This window comes from Sphingomonas epibiotica, assembly GCF_039615155.1.
Lineage (GTDB): Bacteria > Pseudomonadota > Alphaproteobacteria > Sphingomonadales > Sphingomonadaceae > Sphingomonas.
This window is the reverse complement of sequence record NZ_JBDGHY010000004.1, coordinates 353,192-368,712: the sequence shown is the minus strand read 5'-3', so window position 1 is coordinate 368,712 and position 15,521 is coordinate 353,192. Positions and strand designations below refer to the sequence as shown.

At 65.7% G+C, this 15,521-nt stretch carries 16 protein-coding genes; 4 read left to right on the top strand and 12 right to left on the bottom strand.

Going from position 1 to position 15,521, the window contains the following annotated elements; all coding sequences use genetic code 11:
• Nucleotides 1–149: 149 nt before the first annotated feature.
• A complete protein-coding gene (locus tag AAIO73_RS10400; protein ID WP_345877871.1) occupies nucleotides 150–1,208 on the bottom strand; it encodes a DUF1176 domain-containing protein in 1,059 nt (352 codons plus the stop codon).
• A gap of 86 nt (nucleotides 1,209–1,294) precedes the next feature.
• Here AAIO73_RS10400 and AAIO73_RS10395 point away from each other — a divergent pair, with 86 nt between their 5' ends.
• The gene (locus AAIO73_RS10395; protein ID WP_345877869.1) at nucleotides 1,295–2,164 is read left to right on the top strand and encodes a 3-hydroxyacyl-CoA dehydrogenase NAD-binding domain-containing protein; all 870 of its coding nucleotides are present in this window, start codon (nucleotides 1,295–1,297) and stop codon (nucleotides 2,162–2,164) included.
• 41 nt (nucleotides 2,165–2,205) lie between these two features.
• Here the strand turns inward: AAIO73_RS10395 and AAIO73_RS10390 are convergent, their stop codons facing one another.
• From AAIO73_RS10390 to AAIO73_RS10380, 3 genes are all read right to left on the bottom strand, one after another.
• Nucleotides 2,206–2,508, bottom strand: coding sequence for a YggT family protein (locus tag AAIO73_RS10390; protein WP_345877867.1), 303 nt, complete (start codon nucleotides 2,506–2,508; stop codon nucleotides 2,206–2,208).
• Between the two features lie 61 nt (nucleotides 2,509–2,569).
• Entirely contained in the window at nucleotides 2,570–3,466 is an 897-nt protein-coding gene (gene argB, locus AAIO73_RS10385) for an acetylglutamate kinase (protein WP_345877866.1), read from the bottom strand.
• 287 nt (nucleotides 3,467–3,753) lie between these two features.
• Nucleotides 3,754–4,407 carry a queuosine precursor transporter gene (locus tag AAIO73_RS10380; protein ID WP_345877864.1) on the bottom strand — a complete coding sequence of 218 codons (654 nt, stop codon included), beginning with the start codon at nucleotides 4,405–4,407 and terminating at the stop codon, nucleotides 3,754–3,756.
• A gap of 132 nt (nucleotides 4,408–4,539) precedes the next feature.
• Here AAIO73_RS10380 and AAIO73_RS10375 point away from each other — a divergent pair, with 132 nt between their 5' ends.
• Together AAIO73_RS10375 and AAIO73_RS10370 are read left to right on the top strand one after the other, a co-directional pair.
• Nucleotides 4,540–5,802 (top strand): NupC/NupG family nucleoside CNT transporter, encoded by a 1,263-nt coding sequence (locus AAIO73_RS10375; RefSeq protein ID WP_345877862.1) that lies wholly within the window; start codon nucleotides 4,540–4,542, stop codon nucleotides 5,800–5,802.
• Between the two features lie 92 nt (nucleotides 5,803–5,894).
• Complete coding sequence (locus tag AAIO73_RS10370) at nucleotides 5,895–6,314, top strand: Hpt domain-containing protein (protein WP_345877861.1); 420 nt, start codon at nucleotides 5,895–5,897, stop codon at nucleotides 6,312–6,314.
• 186 nt (nucleotides 6,315–6,500) lie between these two features.
• On the opposite strand, the gene bfr is transcribed toward AAIO73_RS10370, so the two are convergent.
• The 4 genes from bfr to purL all read right to left on the bottom strand — a co-directional run bounded on the left by bfr (nucleotide 6,501) and on the right by purL (nucleotide 10,804).
• Nucleotides 6,501–6,992: a bacterioferritin gene (gene bfr, locus AAIO73_RS10365; RefSeq protein WP_055996593.1), complete on the bottom strand. Its 492-nt coding sequence runs from the start codon at nucleotides 6,990–6,992 to the stop codon at nucleotides 6,501–6,503.
• A 102-nt stretch (nucleotides 6,993–7,094) separates the two neighbouring features.
• Nucleotides 7,095–7,265, bottom strand: a complete 171-nt coding sequence (locus tag AAIO73_RS10360; protein ID WP_055996590.1) for a (2Fe-2S)-binding protein — start codon at nucleotides 7,263–7,265, stop codon at nucleotides 7,095–7,097.
• A 58-nt stretch (nucleotides 7,266–7,323) separates the two neighbouring features.
• The gene (locus tag AAIO73_RS10355) at nucleotides 7,324–8,589 is read right to left on the bottom strand and encodes a DUF418 domain-containing protein (RefSeq protein WP_345877855.1); all 1,266 of its coding nucleotides are present in this window, start codon (nucleotides 8,587–8,589) and stop codon (nucleotides 7,324–7,326) included.
• Nucleotides 8,582–10,804: a phosphoribosylformylglycinamidine synthase subunit PurL gene (purL, locus tag AAIO73_RS10350; RefSeq protein WP_345877853.1), complete on the bottom strand. Its 2,223-nt coding sequence runs from the start codon at nucleotides 10,802–10,804 to the stop codon at nucleotides 8,582–8,584. Before purL ends, AAIO73_RS10355 begins: the two co-directional genes overlap by 8 nt.
• A 244-nt stretch (nucleotides 10,805–11,048) precedes the next feature.
• Between purL and AAIO73_RS10345 the strand changes: the two genes are divergently transcribed.
• Nucleotides 11,049–11,282 carry a hypothetical protein gene (locus tag AAIO73_RS10345; protein WP_242116898.1) on the top strand — a complete coding sequence of 78 codons (234 nt, stop codon included), beginning with the start codon at nucleotides 11,049–11,051 and terminating at the stop codon, nucleotides 11,280–11,282.
• 59 nt (nucleotides 11,283–11,341) lie between these two features.
• Here the strand turns inward: AAIO73_RS10345 and AAIO73_RS10340 are convergent, their stop codons facing one another.
• From AAIO73_RS10340 to accC, 4 genes are all read right to left on the bottom strand, one after another.
• On the bottom strand, nucleotides 11,342–11,506 hold the full coding sequence (locus AAIO73_RS10340) for a hypothetical protein (protein ID WP_345877852.1): 165 nt from the start codon (nucleotides 11,504–11,506) through the stop codon (nucleotides 11,342–11,344).
• 131 nt (nucleotides 11,507–11,637) lie between these two features.
• Nucleotides 11,638–13,221 (bottom strand): phospholipase D-like domain-containing protein, encoded by a 1,584-nt coding sequence (locus AAIO73_RS10335; RefSeq protein ID WP_345877851.1) that lies wholly within the window; start codon nucleotides 13,219–13,221, stop codon nucleotides 11,638–11,640.
• A gap of 424 nt (nucleotides 13,222–13,645) precedes the next feature.
• Complete coding sequence (arsC, locus tag AAIO73_RS10330) at nucleotides 13,646–13,981, bottom strand: arsenate reductase (glutaredoxin) (protein ID WP_345877849.1); 336 nt, start codon at nucleotides 13,979–13,981, stop codon at nucleotides 13,646–13,648.
• A gap of 149 nt (nucleotides 13,982–14,130) precedes the next feature.
• Nucleotides 14,131–15,480, bottom strand: coding sequence for an acetyl-CoA carboxylase biotin carboxylase subunit (accC, locus tag AAIO73_RS10325; RefSeq protein ID WP_345877847.1), 1,350 nt, complete (start codon nucleotides 15,478–15,480; stop codon nucleotides 14,131–14,133).
• Nucleotides 15,481–15,521 lie beyond the last annotated feature (41 nt).

Below are 15,521 nucleotides of genomic sequence, written 5' to 3'. Positions count from 1 at the left end.
TTCGATACGGGTCTTCGACTTCGCTCAGCCCCTACTCAGCACGAACGGTTCTACCTGTTGTCATGGCGCTATAGTCGCTCAGGCCCGATCACCCTCACCCTTGCGCGGCTGCGCCGCTCCCTCCCTCTCCCGGCGGGAGAGGGATTCGGTCAGCGGATCAGTCGCGTCGTCCAGGTCCGGATATAGTCGATATTGCCGCGGCATTCGGTCATGTCGCGCTGTTCGATCAGGCGGAAGCGGGTGCCGTCCCATGCGTAGCGCTGGGTCGTGCCGCAATCGCCGAGACCGCGACCGCGCGCGTCGGCGGCGAGGATGCCGTCGGCGAACCCGGCGTTGAAGACCAGTGTCTGTTCGTCGGGCGCATCGCCGGCCGGGGGCGCGTCGAAGGTCGCCGGGACCGCCGCGCCGCGTTCGACGACGAACAGCGCCGACAGGACGTTATAGGCGCCGACGGTGCAGGGTATGATCGCCAGTGTCCGGCTGCCGAGCGGTTTGGTCGTGGCGGGGGGCAGGTCGTCGGCATCGCATTTCGCCGTCTCGCGCATCCGGGTGACAAGCAGCGGGTCGAGTAGCGCCGCCTCTCCCCGGACGACCGGGGCACGGACGATCGGGAGCGCGGGGGCGGGGCGGGTGTCGGGGCGCTTGCCCGGGGCGGCGAGCGCGCCGATGGTGCCGTCGCGCCCTTGCTGTGCATCGATCCAGCGCAGCGCGGCGGCGGCGCCGGTCAGCGACAGGGTGGCGATGGTCTTGCCGCTGGCGTCGGCGATGGCGATCGTCCGGCCGTTTGCCAGCCTGCGCGTCAAAGCGAGGGCGGGTTCGCCGCTCAGCCCGGTCCACTCGCCCTGCGCCGTGCCGCCGCGCGCGACCGCTTCGCCATCGACGGTGAAGGTCAGCGGCAGGGCGGGTCCGTTGCCGCGCAGGCGGATCGCCACGCCCGCGTCCGGGCCGGCGGCACGTTCGATCGATAGAGCCAGGGCGGGCGGCTCGCCGTCGTCGGGGACCAGCGATCCCGCCTGACAGGTCGCGCCATTGTCGCAGCCCACCGCCCAGTCGCCGAACGTCTTGAGCGGCAACGGCTTGGGCGGGGTGGCAGTGTCGGTGAGCGGTGTGGGCGAGGCGGTGGGGGACGGCGTCGGACCGGGCGTGGGCGCGTCGGCGTTACAGGCAGGGAGCAGCAGCGGCAGGGCAAGGGGCAGGAAACGGCGCATGCGGGTGCGATACCGGCATGGACGGCCGACCGAAAGGCGCTATTCCCGCGTTCAGGCCGCAAAGGCGCAATGAGAGGACGTTCAGGATGAAGACGATTGGCGTGATCGGCGCGGGCCAGATGGGGGCGGGGATCGCCCAGGTATCGGCGCAGGCGGGCTATCGCGTGCTGCTGTCGGACGTATCGGTCGAGCGGGCGCAGGCGGGCAAGGACGGCATCGCCAAGCAACTCGCGCGCGCGGTGAGCAAGGAGAAGATCACGCAGGCGGACGCCGATGCCGCACTGGGGCAGATCGAACTGATCGGCGATCTGGCGGCGATGGGACCGTGCGATCTGGTGATCGAGGCTGCGACCGAGCGGGAGGCGATCAAGCGCCAGATTTTCGAGAGCGTTGGCAAGGCGCTGTCTGACACGGCGATCCTTGCCAGCAATACCTCGTCGATCCCGATCACCCGGCTGGCGCAGGCCGCGCCCGATCCGGCGCGGTTCATGGGGGTGCATTTCTTTAACCCGGTGCCGGTGATGGGGCTGATTGAACTGATCCGTGGCCTCGCCACCAGCGACGCGACGGTCGCCGCGGTCGAGGCATTCGGGCAGAGCCTGAACAAGCGCATCGTCCATGCCAATGACGCGCCGGGCTTCATCGTCAACCGCGTGCTGATGCCGATGCTGAACGAGGCATGCTTCGCGTTGGGCGAAGGGGTGGCGACGATCGCCGATATCGATGCGGCGTGTCAGCTCGGGCTGAACCACCCGATGGGGCCGTTCACGCTGGCCGATTTCATCGGGCTGGACACCTGTCTGGAGATTATCCGCGTGCTGTTCGAGGGGACGGGGGATCCCAAGTTCCGGCCGGCGCCGCTGCTGGTCAAATATGTCGAGGCGGGCTGGTACGGGCGCAAGGTCAAGCGCGGCTTCTACGACTATTCGGGCGAGGAGCCGGTGCCGACGCGGTAAGCTCGGCCGGGGGAGGCGGTGCGTCTCCCCCGTATCGGGCTTTAGATGAAGGTCGAGGCGGTCGCGCGGTAGATGGCGGGCAGGATGATGCCCTGCAGGATGCCGATCAGCACCAGCACCACGAACGGCGCGAAGTCGAGCGCGCCGAAATCGGGCAGAATCCGCCGGATCGGGCGATAGACCGGCTCGGTCACGGTCATCAGCCCGCGATACATCGAACGGATAAAATCGTTGTGCGTGTTGATGACGTTGAACGAGATCAGGATCGACAGGATCGCCTGCACGACGATGATCCACCACAGGACGTTCAGCAGCACCTGAATGATATCGAGCAGGACGTTCAACGCATGGGGCCTTTCGCGAATGGTTCTCGACTATAGGGACGCATGCGCCCGGCTCCAAGCCTCAGGCGTGCACGAGCGTGCCGGCGCCCTGTTCGGTGAAGATTTCGAGCAACATCGCATGCGGCACCCGACCGTCAAGGATGACCGCTGCGTCCACCCCTTGCGCCACCGCCGATACGCAGGTCTCGACCTTCGGGATCATGCCGCCGCTGATCGTGCCGTCGGCCTTCAGCTCGGCGATGCGGTCGGCGTTCAGGTCGGTCAGCAGCTCGCCGGTCTTGTCGAGCACGCCGGCGACGTCGGTCAGCAGGAAGAAGCGCGACGCGCCCATCGCGCCGGCGATCGACCCGGCCATGGTGTCGGCGTTGATGTTATAGGTCTCGCCATCGGCACCCAGCGCGACCGGAGCCACGACCGGAATGAAGCCGTCGCGCGCGAGGCTGTGCAGGATGGTCGGGTCGACCGCGACCGGGGTGCCGACGAAGCCCAGATCGACATGGCGCTCGATGCCCTGGCTGCGGTCGGGTTCGCTGCGGCCGACCTTTTCGGCGGTGACGAGGCGCGCGTCCTTGCCCGAAATGCCGACCGCCTTGCCGCCGGCCGCGGCGATCCATGCGACGATTTCCTTGTTGATCTTGCCGGCCAGCACCATTTCGGCGACCTCGGCGGTCGCAGCATCGGTGACGCGCAGACCGTCGACGAAGCGCGATTCGACGCCGAGGCGCTTGAGCATCGCACCGATCTGCGGCCCGCCGCCATGGACGACGACCGGGTTGATGCCGACCTGCTTGAGCAGCACCACGTCCTCGGCGAAGTCGCGCGCCAGTTCGGGATCGCCCATCGCGTGCCCGCCATATTTCACCACGAAGGTGCGACCGGCATAGCGTTGCAGATAGGGGAGCGCCTCGGTCAGCGTTTCCGCCTTGGCGAGCATCTTCGGATCGGGTGCGTGGGTCATGGCGCGCCTTTAGCGGGGTCGGGGGGCGGAAGAAAGAATTTGGTTCACGCGAGGGCGCCAGGGCGCGGGGGGGGGGGGGGGGGAAGAAATAAGTTTTTAGTCGCGCAGAGGCGCAAAGGACGCAGAGGGGGCGCGACGGCTGCGACCGCCTTCTGTCCGGCGAAGCCTTTCTCCCTCGGAACCCGATGAAGGAGAGCCGCTGTCGCGGCGAGCGTAACCTCTCTGCGTTCTTTGCGCCTTTGCGCGAGTAATCTCTTTCTCTCCGCGCCTTCGCGTGAAATCGAATCCTACGCGCGATCCAGCCGGCGGCCGAGGCCGACGAACGCATAGATAAGCGGCGGGACCAGCACGATCGACAGCGTCACCTTGGCCAGCATCTGTCCGACGACCAGCTGGCCGATCGGGAACACGCCGTAGAAGGCGACCGAGATGAAGATCAGCGTGTCGACGATCTGCGACAGGACGCTGGCGATCGCCGCGCGCAGCCACAGCAGGCGGCCTTTGCCACGCTTCAGCCAGCCGAAGATGGTGACGTTCAGCGTCTGCGACACGCCATAGGCGACGATGCCGGCCATCCAGATGCGCAGATTGGAGCGCATGACGAGGTCGAAGGCGGCGAGCCGGTCTGCCTCCATGCTGGCGGCGGCGGGCAGTTCGAGGACGATCGCGACCAGCAGCATCGAGACGAGCAGCGGCAGGAAGCCGAACCAGACCAGATGCTTGGCCCGAAGCGCGCCATAAAGTTCGGCGACCGCGCTCGACACCACCACCAGCAGCAGAAAGGCGAAGATGCCCGCCTCCACCGCCAACGGGCCGATCGCGACCTGTTTGTTGCCCAGCACGCCGGCGATGCAGACCATGCCGCCATAGAAGATCGCGAAGATGAACAGCGCGCGCGGCATGGTGATCGTGGCGGGCGCAGGATGGTCGGGTGTCGTCATGGCCCTTGCTAGTCCCGAAAATCGTCGATGGCAAAAGCGTTTGTCGCCGCTGGCCCCCGCGCCGCCGCCATGGCATATCGCGACGGTTTGGGGCCGTCCGGGCGGACGGCGGGGCAGGGTATTGCGCTTCACATGACACGTTTCCTCATCGGCATCGCCGGCATCGTCGTGATTCTCGGCATCGCCTTTGCGCTATCGACCAACCGCCGCGCGATCCGGCTGCGGGTGGTCGGTGCCGCTTTTGCGCTGCAGGCGGGGATCGCGGTGCTGGTGCTGTACACGCCATGGGGGAAGGGCGTGCTGGGCTTCCTGTCGGGCGGCGTCGCCAATCTGCTCGGCTATGCCAATGCCGGGACGTCGTTCCTGTTCGGCCCGCTGGCACGGCCGGAGATCGGCGGGACCAGCTTCGCGATCGCCGCGCTGCCGGTCATCATCTTCTTCGCGTCGCTGGTGTCGATCCTCTATTATCTCGGCATCATGCAGCTCGTGGTGCGCTGGATCGGCGGTGCGATCGAGAAGGTGATCGGCGTCAGCAAGGTCGAATCGCTGTGCGCCGCCGCCAACATCTTCGTCGGACAGAGCGAATCGCCGCTGGTGATCCGCCCCTATCTGGCGGGGCTGACCCCGGCGCAGCTGTTCACGGTGATGACCAGCGGCATGGCGGGCGTGGCGGGCACGATCCTCGCGGCCTATGCGTCGATGGGCATCCGCATCGATTTCCTGCTGGCGGCGAGCTTCATGGCGGCGCCGGGCGGCATATTGATGGCCAAGATCATCATGCCCGACACGCCCGAGCCGGCGGCGGGCGAATTGCCGCTGGGCGACGACCGCGAGGCGGAGGCGATCGCGCTGGCCGAGGCGACGCATGACGAGGAACGCCCGGCCAATATCATCATGGCGGCGGCGCAGGGTGCGCAGACCGGCGTGAAGCTGGCGGTGGCGGTCGGCGCGATGGTGCTGGCGTTCGTCGCGCTGGTGGCGCTGGCCAATGGGCTGCTCGGCGGGATCGGCAACTGGTTCGGGATCGCCGACCTCAGTTTCCAGCGGCTGCTCGGCTATGTCTTTGCGCCGGTCATGTACCTGCTGAACGTGCCGTGGAACGAGGCGGGGATCGCCGGCGGGCTGTTCGGGCAGAAGGTCGTGCTGAACGAATTCGTCGCCTATATCTCGCTGGGCGAGGCGGGCACGCAATTGTCGACCCGGACGATCGCGATCATCACCTTCGCACTGTGCGGCTTCGCCAATTTCTCGTCGATCGCGATCCAGATGGCGGTGACCGGCAGCCTTGCCCCGAACCAGCGACCGATGATCGCGAGGCTGGGCGTCCGCGCGCTGGTCGCCGGCAGCCTCGCCAACCTGATGTCGGCGGCGCTGGCGGGACTGCTGCTCAGCTGAAGTCACGCGACGGTTCGGCCGCGTCAACCGTCTGTTTACGGCATCTCCAATAGGGTCCGCCGATCATGCCGGACGCGGCATGGGGTTGCGTGATGGGGACGACCATGGACGACGGACTGATCGATCAGCGGGCACTGGCGCAGGCGCGGGTGGAACTCGGGGCGAATTTCGTCCGCATCCTCGGCTATTTCCGCGAGGACGGGCTGAAGTCGCTGCTGGCGATCGAGAAGGCGATGCGCGAACAGAATGCGGTGGCGATGGTCCTGCCGGCGCATACGCTGAAGGGAGAATCGCGGCAGTTCGGCGCGGAGGCACTGGCCGATATCGCCGAGGGGATCGAGATGATCTCGCGCAAATGCGTCGAGACACGCGACGAGCCGACCGAAGCGATGGAGCATGTCGCGCAGCTGCGGCCGACGTTCAACGCGACGCTGGCGCTGCTCGACCGCGACAGCAACCCGCTGGCGCAGCGCAAGGCCGCCGGGTTCGGCAAGCGGCCGGTGGCGTTGTAGGGGCGGCGTTGCCGACCACTTAGGGCCAAGGTGGATTAACGGTCAGTCGACCACGTGCGGCCGTGGCCGACACATGTACTATCGTTGTTCCCGCCTGCGCGGGAATGACCAACATTCATGGAAATCGCCGAACGTCGAGCCGGACAAATCGAGCCGGCCGCGCCATCGCGCGACCGGCGATCGACCTTACAGCCCGTGCTTGTCGTATTCCGACTTGGCGTTGAGCTGGATGTAGTTCTGAATGCCCATGCGCTCGATCATTTCGAACTGGGTTTCGAGCGTGTCGACATGCTCTTCCTCGTTCATCAGGATTTCCGCGAACAGATCGCGGCTGACGAAATCGCGGATGCTTTCGCAATAGGCGACGGCTTCACGCAGCTGGGCCACGGCCTCGACCTCGATCGCGAGATCGGCCTTCAGGATTTCCTCGACCGTCTCGCCGACGCGCAGGCGGCCGAGCAGCTGGAAATTGGGCAGGCCATCGAGGAACAGGATGCGCTCGGCCAGACGATCGGCGTGCTTCATCTCGTCGATCGATTCGTGGCGTTCGAACTGCGCGAGCTTGTAAACGCCCCAATGGTCGAGCAGGCGATAGTGCAACCAATATTGGTTGACCGCGGTCAGCTCGTTCCTGAGCGCCTCGTTGAGAAATTCGATGACCTTGGCGTCGCCCTTCACGTCGTTCGTCCTTATGCTGTGATGGACGGGACTTACGCGGTTTGGCGCAACAGGGACAGCATCAAAATGGCTGATTTCTGCGGTTTCTCGCAGGTGCGAACGCTACGCAGCCGCGCGTTCGGCGTCGATAATGGCTCGCGCGAACGGGACGCATTGACCGCATTTCGCCTGACATCCCAGCGCTCGATATGCCTGGCAGGCGCTGTTCGCGCCACCGCGCGCGGCCTCCCGCACATCGCGTTCCCGAATGGCATTACAGACGCATACGACCATGTTCGACCCTCGCTCCGTTGGGTCGACTCATAATAGTAGTGAAAATCGTTCGCAACAATTATTGCGGATCATTCGCATCAACTCGTCGCGTCTGGAGGTGCGACGGGTGGCGTAGCGGCTCCCACTGCCACCGTGCCAGCGATCGCCACAGCCATTCGAATGGGCCGTACCGGAAATGGGCGAGCCACCACGGCGACCAGAGCAGCATCGCCGCGCACATGGCGAAGACCGGCAGGTACAGCGCGGCGCGCGACCAATAGCCGAACTGGCCGAGGCCCCAGCCGTAGAAGAGGAAGCACATCACGATGCTGGTGGCGAGATAGTTGCTGAGCGCCATCCGACCGACCGCCGCCAGCCGCCGCGCGATCGGGCCGCCATTACCCGCGAGCGAGATGATGGTCGCGGCCCAGCCGGGAATCATGATCGTGCGGATCGGGGTGGCGAGGGCGATCGGGCCGGCAACGATCGCCAGCACGTCGAGGTCGCGCGAGGCGATCCACAGGGCAATCGCTCCATAGCCGGCGATGCCGATGCCCATGCCGCCGACCGCCCAGCGCAGCAGGCGGCGACGAGACCATTGCCCATGCAGCATCCCGCTGCGCAATGCGGCCATGCCGAACAGCATATAGGCGAGCGTTTCGAACCCGATAATCGGAGTCTCGTTCAGAATGTCGGGGACCTGCGCGATATTGTCGGCAAGGATCGCACCATAGCCGCTGCGGAACAGCGCCAGTTCGCGAGCGATGACCGTCGCGGTGGGGATGCCGAAGCCATTGTCGAAATCGCGCAGCCCCCGTGCCGCATCCGCGCCGCCGCCGCCCAGCATCGCCAGATAGGATAGGGGGATCGATCCCATCAGCAGCATGTCGACGACGGCGAAGGCGATGCCGAACGCCAGCAACCGGCAGGCACTATTGTGCCGGAACCAGTAGGCGATCGACCCGATCAGCGCATAATGGGCGAGGATGTCGCCGCGCCATAACAGCGCAGCATGGGCGATGCCGAGCAGGAACAGCCAGAACATGCGGGCGTAATGCACCGCCGCCGGATCGCGCCCGCTCGCTTCCGCCCGGTCGACGACCAGCAGCAGCGATGCGCCGAACAGGAAGGAGAAGAGGCCACGCATCTTCCCGTCAAGCAGGATCAGCGTGGCGTAATAGACGAAGCGGTCGGCCGAACCATTCAGCCCATAGGCGCGCGGGCTGACATAGGCGGCTTCGGGCATCGCGAAGGCGATGATGTTGAGGAACAATATCCCCATCACCGCTACCCCCCGGACCGTATCGATCGTCGCGATACGGCCCGTCGGCGTCGGGTCAGGCAAGGGCGGCGTCCGCACCCATCAGCGCGGGGAAGAAGCCCTCATGGGCCTTGCGCAGATCGTCGAGCGACACCGCGAAATCGCCATCGGTCAGTTCGAAGATGATCCGGCTGCCGATGGTGCGGCCGATCGGCTCGGCATCGACCCCGGCCTTTTCCGCGCCCTGCAGGAATTCGAGCAGGGCATGGTCGTGGACAGTGACGATATAGATGCCCTGATCCTCGGCAAACAGCGAGCGGGCGATGTCGTCGAACGGCAGCTTGCGGTCGAGGATCGCACCGATATTGCCGGCCAGCGCCATTTCGGCGACCGTCACGGCGATGCCGCCGTCGCTGACGTCGTGGCAGGCGGTGATCTTGCCCGACAGGATCGCCTTGCGGATATAGCCGCCGGTGCTGCGTTCGGCGTCGAGATCGACCGGCGGCGGCGGGCCTTCCTCGCGGCCGTGCAGTTCGCGCAGCCATAGCGACTGACCGAGCGACCCGGTGCGATCGCCGACGCGCAGGATGATGTCGCCGGTCTGCTTGAACGCGATCGTCGCCGACTTCTCCCAATCGGCCAGCAGCCCGACGCCGCCGATCGCCGGGGTCGGCAGGATCGCCGAACCGCCGCCGGTCGCCTTCGATTCATTGTAGAGCGACACGTTGCCCGACACGATCGGGAAGTCGAGCGCCCGGCAGGCTTCGCTCATCCCGTCGAGGCAGCCGACGATCTGGCCCATGATCTCGGGCCGCTGCGGATTGGCGAAGTTCAGGCAATTGGTCACCGCCAGCGGCGTCGCACCGACCGCGGTCAGGTTGCGATAGGCCTCGGCGATCGCCTGTTTCCCGCCCTCGACCGGATCGGCGAAGCAATAGCGCGGGGTGCAGTCGGTGGTCATCGCCAACGCCTTCTGCGTCCCATGCACCCGCACCACCGCCGCGTCGCCGCCGGGGCGCTGCACGGTGTTCGCGCCGACCATGTGGTCGTACTGTTCCCAGATCCAGCGCCGCGACGCGATATCGGGCGATCCCATCAGCTTCAGCAGGTCGGCGGCCGGATCGGTGCATTCGGGGACGTTGGTCAGTTCGGCGGGCTTGGGCGTCGGGACATGCGGCCGGTCGTAGAGCGGCGCGTCGTCGGCCAGCGGGCCGAGCGGAATGTCGGCGACGACATCGCCCTGCCACTTCAGCACCATGCGGCCGGTGTCGGTGACATGGCCGATGACCGCGAAGTCGAGTTCCCATTTGTCGAAGATCGCCTTGGCGAAATCCTCGCGACCGGGCTTCAGCACCATGAGCATCCGCTCCTGGCTTTCCGACAGCATCATCTCGTACGGCGTCATGCCGCGCTCGCGCTGCGGCACGTCGTCCATGGCCAGCTCGATGCCGACGCCGCCCTTCGACGCCATCTCAACGGAAGAGGAGGTGAGGCCGGCGGCACCCATGTCCTGGATCGCGACGATCGCGTCCGACGCCATGAGTTCGAGGCACGCCTCGATCAGCAGCTTTTCGGTGAAGGGATCGCCGACCTGCACGGTCGGGCGCTTCTCCTCGGCATCCTCGCCGAAATCGGCCGAGGCCATGGTCGCGCCGTGGATGCCGTCGCGGCCGGTCTTCGACCCGACATAGACGATCGGATTGCCGACGCCGGAGGCCGCCGAATAGAAGATCTTGTCGGTGTCGGCGATGCCGACGGTCATCGCGTTGACGAGGATGTTGCCGTCATAGGCCGGGTGGAAATTGACCTCGCCGCCCACGGTCGGCACGCCGACGCAATTGCCATAGCCGCCGATGCCATGGACCACGCCCGCGATCAGGTGGCGCATCTTCGGATGATCGGGCCGGCCGAAGCGCAGCGCATTAAGGTTCGCGATCGGGCGCGCGCCCATGGTGAACACGTCGCGCAGAATGCCGCCGACCCCGGTCGCCGCGCCCTGATAGGGTTCGATGTACGAGGGGTGGTTGTGGCTCTCCATCTTGAAGATCGCCGCCTGCCCGTCGCCGATGTCGATCACGCCGGCATTCTCGCCCGGCCCGCAAATGACCTGCCGTCCGGTGGTCGGCAGCTTCTTCAGATGGATGCGGCTGGATTTATAGCTGCAATGTTCCGACCACATCACCGAGAAGATGCCGAGTTCGGTCAGGTTCGGCTCGCGCCCCATCGCGTGCAGGACGCGCGCATATTCTTCGGGGCTCAGGCCGTGTTCGGCGACGATCTCGGGCGTGATCTGGGTCATGGGCGTGCCTCTAGCGCGCGGGCGCGGGCGGTGCCAGCCGGTTTATGATCGTTGCTTCCGCGTTTCCGACGCGCCTGTTGCGTTGCAAAATAGGTACAGTTGCGGAACAAATATGGTCGGCCCGGTTTAATCCGCTTCGATTAACCCTTTTCCTATGGGAACCATGCATAGCGCTAGACGTCGGTGACCCGCGTCGCCGGTCGCTGGCGTAGCAGGGCGTTATGCCGAGCAAGGGAGAATCTGGATGGTTTCGAAGTTTCTGACGGCAATCGCCGCCACCACGCTGGTCGCGGCTCCGGTCGCCGCCAACGCCGCGTCGAACGCGCAGGCACTGTCGGTCGCCAAGTCGGTCCGCGCATCGGCTCCGGCCAAGGGCCAGAAGCTTGCCGGTGGCGGCATCGTATTCGCGCTGCTGGCAGCAGCGATCGTCGCGGGCGGCGTCATCATCGCCGTCGACGACAATTCGGACAGCAACTAAGTCCGGTTGCGGGGCGGGGGCCGGTTCGGTCCCCGCTTCGGTTATGGGTTCGCCGCTCGCTAGGCATTCTGCCCTGTCGCGGCGGCGCGACGTTCGCCGAGCTTCGAAAGCAGGTCGTCGCAAAGCAAGCCGCCCAGCATGACGAAGAAGGCGAGATCGATTTCGGCCGACCACGCGCCGGACCACCAGCGCCATGCCGCCACGACGAACAGGGCGAGACCCACAATCCCCACCGCCTGACGTACCGAGGCTGGGACCGAGTAGCGTAGTGCAATGAGTGTTAGCAGGGCGGTCGTCCAGGTCGCCCCAGCTAGAACCCAGAACATCCGGCAACCTCCCCGTCGAAAAGGCCTGCTTACTTCTCGCGCTTCTTCCACGCCTGCCACAGCATCATGCCGATCAGCGTACCGCCGGCAACGGTGCCGCCGACCGCAACGGCGGTGACCACCGGCGACAGCGTGTTGTCGGCACGGTGGAGATGGGGGCGGTGCTTCTTCAGCTTTTTGAGCAACGGGGTGCGCTGCGACAGTGCCTCGAACATCTCGTCCGGTCCTTCGGGATCGAGAATCTTGTTGTCGGCGAGCCATTCGGTGACCACGCCGAGATCTGGCACTTCATACGGGCGTAGCGAACGTCCCTCCCCGCGCAGTTCCTCGATCGTCGCGATCAGCGAGTTGGTGCGGGCCAGCGTCGCCTGTACGTCCTCGCACGTCACGTCGAGATGTTCGGCCAGCAGCGAATCGCGAATGCCGGCGATGGTGCGGCGTTCGTCGGCATTGACGTGGCGGGTAGCGTCGATCGTCACGTCGCATTCGGTGTCGAGCCGCAGCGAGCGGTTGTTGAAGTTGGACGAGCCGACCCGCAGTAGCTGGTCGTCGATCACCGTCACCTTGGCATGGACATAGATGGCGGTGCCGCCGGCGGTGAAGGGGTGATAAAGGCGCAGCCGGTCATGGCGGTCGCGTTCCTTCAGCGCCTGAAAGATGCGCGCGCGGGCGCTATCCATCGCGACCGGTTCGAGCCACCCTTCGGCGGTCGTCGGATTGACGATCACGACCTCGGGACCATCGGCTTCCTCCAGCCGCCGCGCGATCGCCTCGGCTACCTTGCGCGACGCGAAATACTGGCTTTCGGCATAGATGAAGCGTTCGGCGCGGGCGATCAGGTCGAGATAGAGCGTCTCGATCTCATGTACCGGTTCCTGCTCGGCCATTTCGGGGATGGTGCGGGCGATGGCGACGTCGATCCCGGTGAAGTCGGCGTCGAGCCCGGTCGGCCAGCAGTCGCCGGTACCGATCGGTGCAGGCAGTTCGTCGCCCCCCGCCACCGCCCAGCGACGGCGACACATGTCGCCGAGCGCCGCAGCGACCTGCCCTTCGAGCGCGGTCGTGACGTCATGCCATGGCTGATAGGGAGTGCCGTCGGGCTCGATCCGGCGGGGATCATCGTCGCGATGCTCGCGCGTGTCCCAGCGATCGACCGTCATGTCGATCCCGCCGCAGAAGGCGACGTCGTCGTCGATTACGACGACCTTCTGATGATGCGATCCGGCGATCGGGTGATGGCCGTCGAGGCGCAGATGCACCTGCGGATCGGCGATCCATTTGGCGATGCGCACCAGCGTGCGGCCATGGAACAGCGTCTTGATCGCGCCGGTGTCCCAGCGCAGGATATGGACCTGTAGCCCCGGCGTGCGACGGACCAGCCAGCTGATGAATTCGCCGACCTTTTCAGGGCCTTCGCTATCCGGATCGGTCTTGAAGCGGATACGGGCGTCGAAGTCCCAGCCGATCAGCAGGATCTGCTTCTTCGCCTTCAGCATCGCATCGCGGGCGTGGCGGAAATAATTGTCGGCATCGACCAGCACGGTCGTGCGGGTCGCGCGCTCGATCCGCCAGCAGTTGCGACCCGGTTCGAGCGGAGGGGTGTGACGCGCCATGCGTGTAGCCATGGCAGGGTATCGTTACGGTTCCAAGCGATTGCGGTGGGTTGGCGGCGGATTGCCGGTTCAAAGTTCACAAAGTTCACACTTGCACGCTGTTTGTGACGCGTGTGCGGGTGAAGCGGGCGAGGTGGACGGTGGAAAGAGCGGTCTGCGAGGCTGGCAGGTCGGGCGGGTGTAGGAAAGGGGTCTTTCGTCTTCTCGGCACGTTGGGGTCGGCCGGGATCGGTGCGGGAGTCCCGATCGCCGATCTAGTTGCGTACCCCCGCGCAGGTGGGGGGGGGCAGAGCCAAGCAAAACAACCGCTTGCGATTAAAACCCTGGACCCCCGCCTGCGCGGGGGTACGGCAGATATCTGGCGGAGCGCACGGACTTTCGCATAGGCCCGTTTCAAAGCCGGGGTGACGGGTTGCGGAAGGGGTTACAGGATTTCTTGGACCCGTTCCGGGGGGCGGGCGATGATGACGCCTTTGGTCGTCGCTACGATCGGGCGTTCGATCAGGATCGGGTGGTTGACCATCGCGTCGAGGATTGCCGCTTCGGTGGCGTCCTTGAGCGGTTTGGCTTCGGTCTCGCCGGTGCGCAGCGCTTCGCGAGGGGTGAGGTTCGCGCGTTTCAGCAGGGCGGCGAGTTCGTCGCGGGTCGGCGGGGTCTTCAGATATTCGATGACGGTGACGTCGGCGCCGGCTTCCGTGAGGAGCGTGAGAGCGGCACGGGACTTCGAGCAGCGGGGGTTGTGGTAGATGGTGGCTTTCATTCGCAAATCCTCCCCGGCACGGGGAGGGGGACCGTCGGCGAAGCCGGTGGTGGAGGGGGCTGGCCGGCTCCACCACGGTTGCGTCTGGGGCGATCCCCCTCCACCATCCTTTGGATGGTTCCCCCCCCGTGCCGGGGAGGAGTTTTACGTCAGTCGTTCTTCGCGAGCCATTCTTCCAGCCACTTGATCGTATAGTCGCCGGTCTGGAACTCGGGATCGTCGAGCAGCGCCTGGTGAAGCGGGATGGTAGTCTTCATCCCCTCGATCACGAATTCCTCCAGCGCCCGGCGCAGGCGCATCAGGCAGCGTTCGCGGGTGGTGCCGTAGACGATCAGCTTGGCGATCATGCTGTCGTAATAGGGCGGCACCTTGTAGCCGGCGTACAGACCGCTATCAACGCGGACGTGCATGCCGCCGGGCGCATGGAAATGCTTCACGGTGCCGGGCGACGGCGCGAAGGTACGCGGGTCCTCGGCATTGATACGGCATTCGATCGCGTGGCCGGTGAAGCGGATCTGCTCCTGACGACAGGTCAGGCCGTGCCCTTCGGCGACGCGGATCTGTTCGCGGACGAGGTCGAGGCCGGTGATCATTTCGGTCACCGGATGTTCAACCTGCAGGCGGGTGTTCATTTCGATGAAATAGAACTCGCCGTCTTCCCAGAGAAACTCGATCGTGCCTGCGCCGCGATAGCCCATATCGGCCATCGCCTTCGCGCAGACGCTGCCGATCCGTTCGCGATCGGCCTGGCTGAGCACGGGGGAGGGAGCCTCCTCCAGCACCTTCTGGTGGCGGCGCTGGAGCGAGCAGTCGCGCTCGCCCAGATGAATGGCGTTGCCGTTGCCGTCGCCGAACACCTGGATTTCGATGTGGCGCGGGTTGCCGAGATATTTTTCGAGGTACACCGTGGCGTCGCCGAACGCGGCCTTCGCCTCGCTGCCGGCCTGCTGCATCAGCGTTTCGAGTTCGTCCTCGGAATGGCACACCTTCATGCCGCGGCCGCCGCCGCCCGACGCGGCCTTGATAATGACTGGATAGCCAGCCTTGGCCGCGATCGCCTTCGCCTCGGCGACGTCGCTGATCGCGCCGTCGCTGCCGGGAACGAGCGGCAGGCCGAGCGCACCCGCGGTGCGCTTTGCCTCGATCTTGTCGCCCATCGTGCGGATATGTTCGGGCTTCGGGCCGACGAAGATCAGGTTATGCAGTTCGACGATCTCGGCGAACTTGGCGTTTTCTGACAGGAAGCCATAGCCCGGATGGATCGCGTCGGCGCCGCTGATCTCGGCGGCCGAGATGATGTTGGGGATGTTGAGATAGCTGTCGGTCGCCGCTGGCGGGCCGATGCAGATCGCTTCGTCGGCGAGGCGGACGTGCATCGCATCGGCATCGGCGGTCGAATGGACCGCGACCGTCTTGATCCCCATTTCATGACACGCGCGATGGATGCGCAGCGCGATCTCACCGCGGTTGGCGATCAGCAGTTTCTTGATTTCGGGCATATCTTTGTTCCTGGATCGTCCTCGCCCGCAGGCAGCCATTC

Excerpts from the sequence above, each read along its gene's own strand:
- AAIO73_RS10400 (WP_345877871.1), bottom strand. The coding sequence starts at position 1,208 with ATGCGCCGTTTCCTGCCCCTTGCCCTGCCGCTGCTGCTCCCTGCCTGT.
- AAIO73_RS10395 (WP_345877869.1), top strand. The coding sequence starts at position 1,295 with ATGAAGACGATTGGCGTGATCGGCGCGGGCCAGATGGGGGCGGGGATC.
- argB (WP_345877866.1), bottom strand. The coding sequence starts at position 3,466 with ATGACCCACGCACCCGATCCGAAGATGCTCGCCAAGGCGGAAACGCTG.
- AAIO73_RS10380 (WP_345877864.1), bottom strand. The coding sequence starts at position 4,407 with ATGACGACACCCGACCATCCTGCGCCCGCCACGATCACCATGCCGCGC.
- AAIO73_RS10375 (WP_345877862.1), top strand. The coding sequence starts at position 4,540 with ATGACACGTTTCCTCATCGGCATCGCCGGCATCGTCGTGATTCTCGGC.
- AAIO73_RS10370 (WP_345877861.1), top strand. The coding sequence starts at position 5,895 with ATGGGGACGACCATGGACGACGGACTGATCGATCAGCGGGCACTGGCG.
- AAIO73_RS10360 (WP_055996590.1), bottom strand. The coding sequence starts at position 7,265 with ATGGTCGTATGCGTCTGTAATGCCATTCGGGAACGCGATGTGCGGGAG.
- purL (WP_345877853.1), bottom strand. The coding sequence starts at position 10,804 with ATGACCCAGATCACGCCCGAGATCGTCGCCGAACACGGCCTGAGCCCC.
- AAIO73_RS10345 (WP_242116898.1), top strand. The coding sequence starts at position 11,049 with ATGGTTTCGAAGTTTCTGACGGCAATCGCCGCCACCACGCTGGTCGCG.
- AAIO73_RS10335 (WP_345877851.1), bottom strand. The coding sequence starts at position 13,221 with ATGGCGCGTCACACCCCTCCGCTCGAACCGGGTCGCAACTGCTGGCGG.
- arsC (WP_345877849.1), bottom strand. The coding sequence starts at position 13,981 with ATGAAAGCCACCATCTACCACAACCCCCGCTGCTCGAAGTCCCGTGCC.
- accC (WP_345877847.1), bottom strand. The coding sequence starts at position 15,480 with ATGCCCGAAATCAAGAAACTGCTGATCGCCAACCGCGGTGAGATCGCG.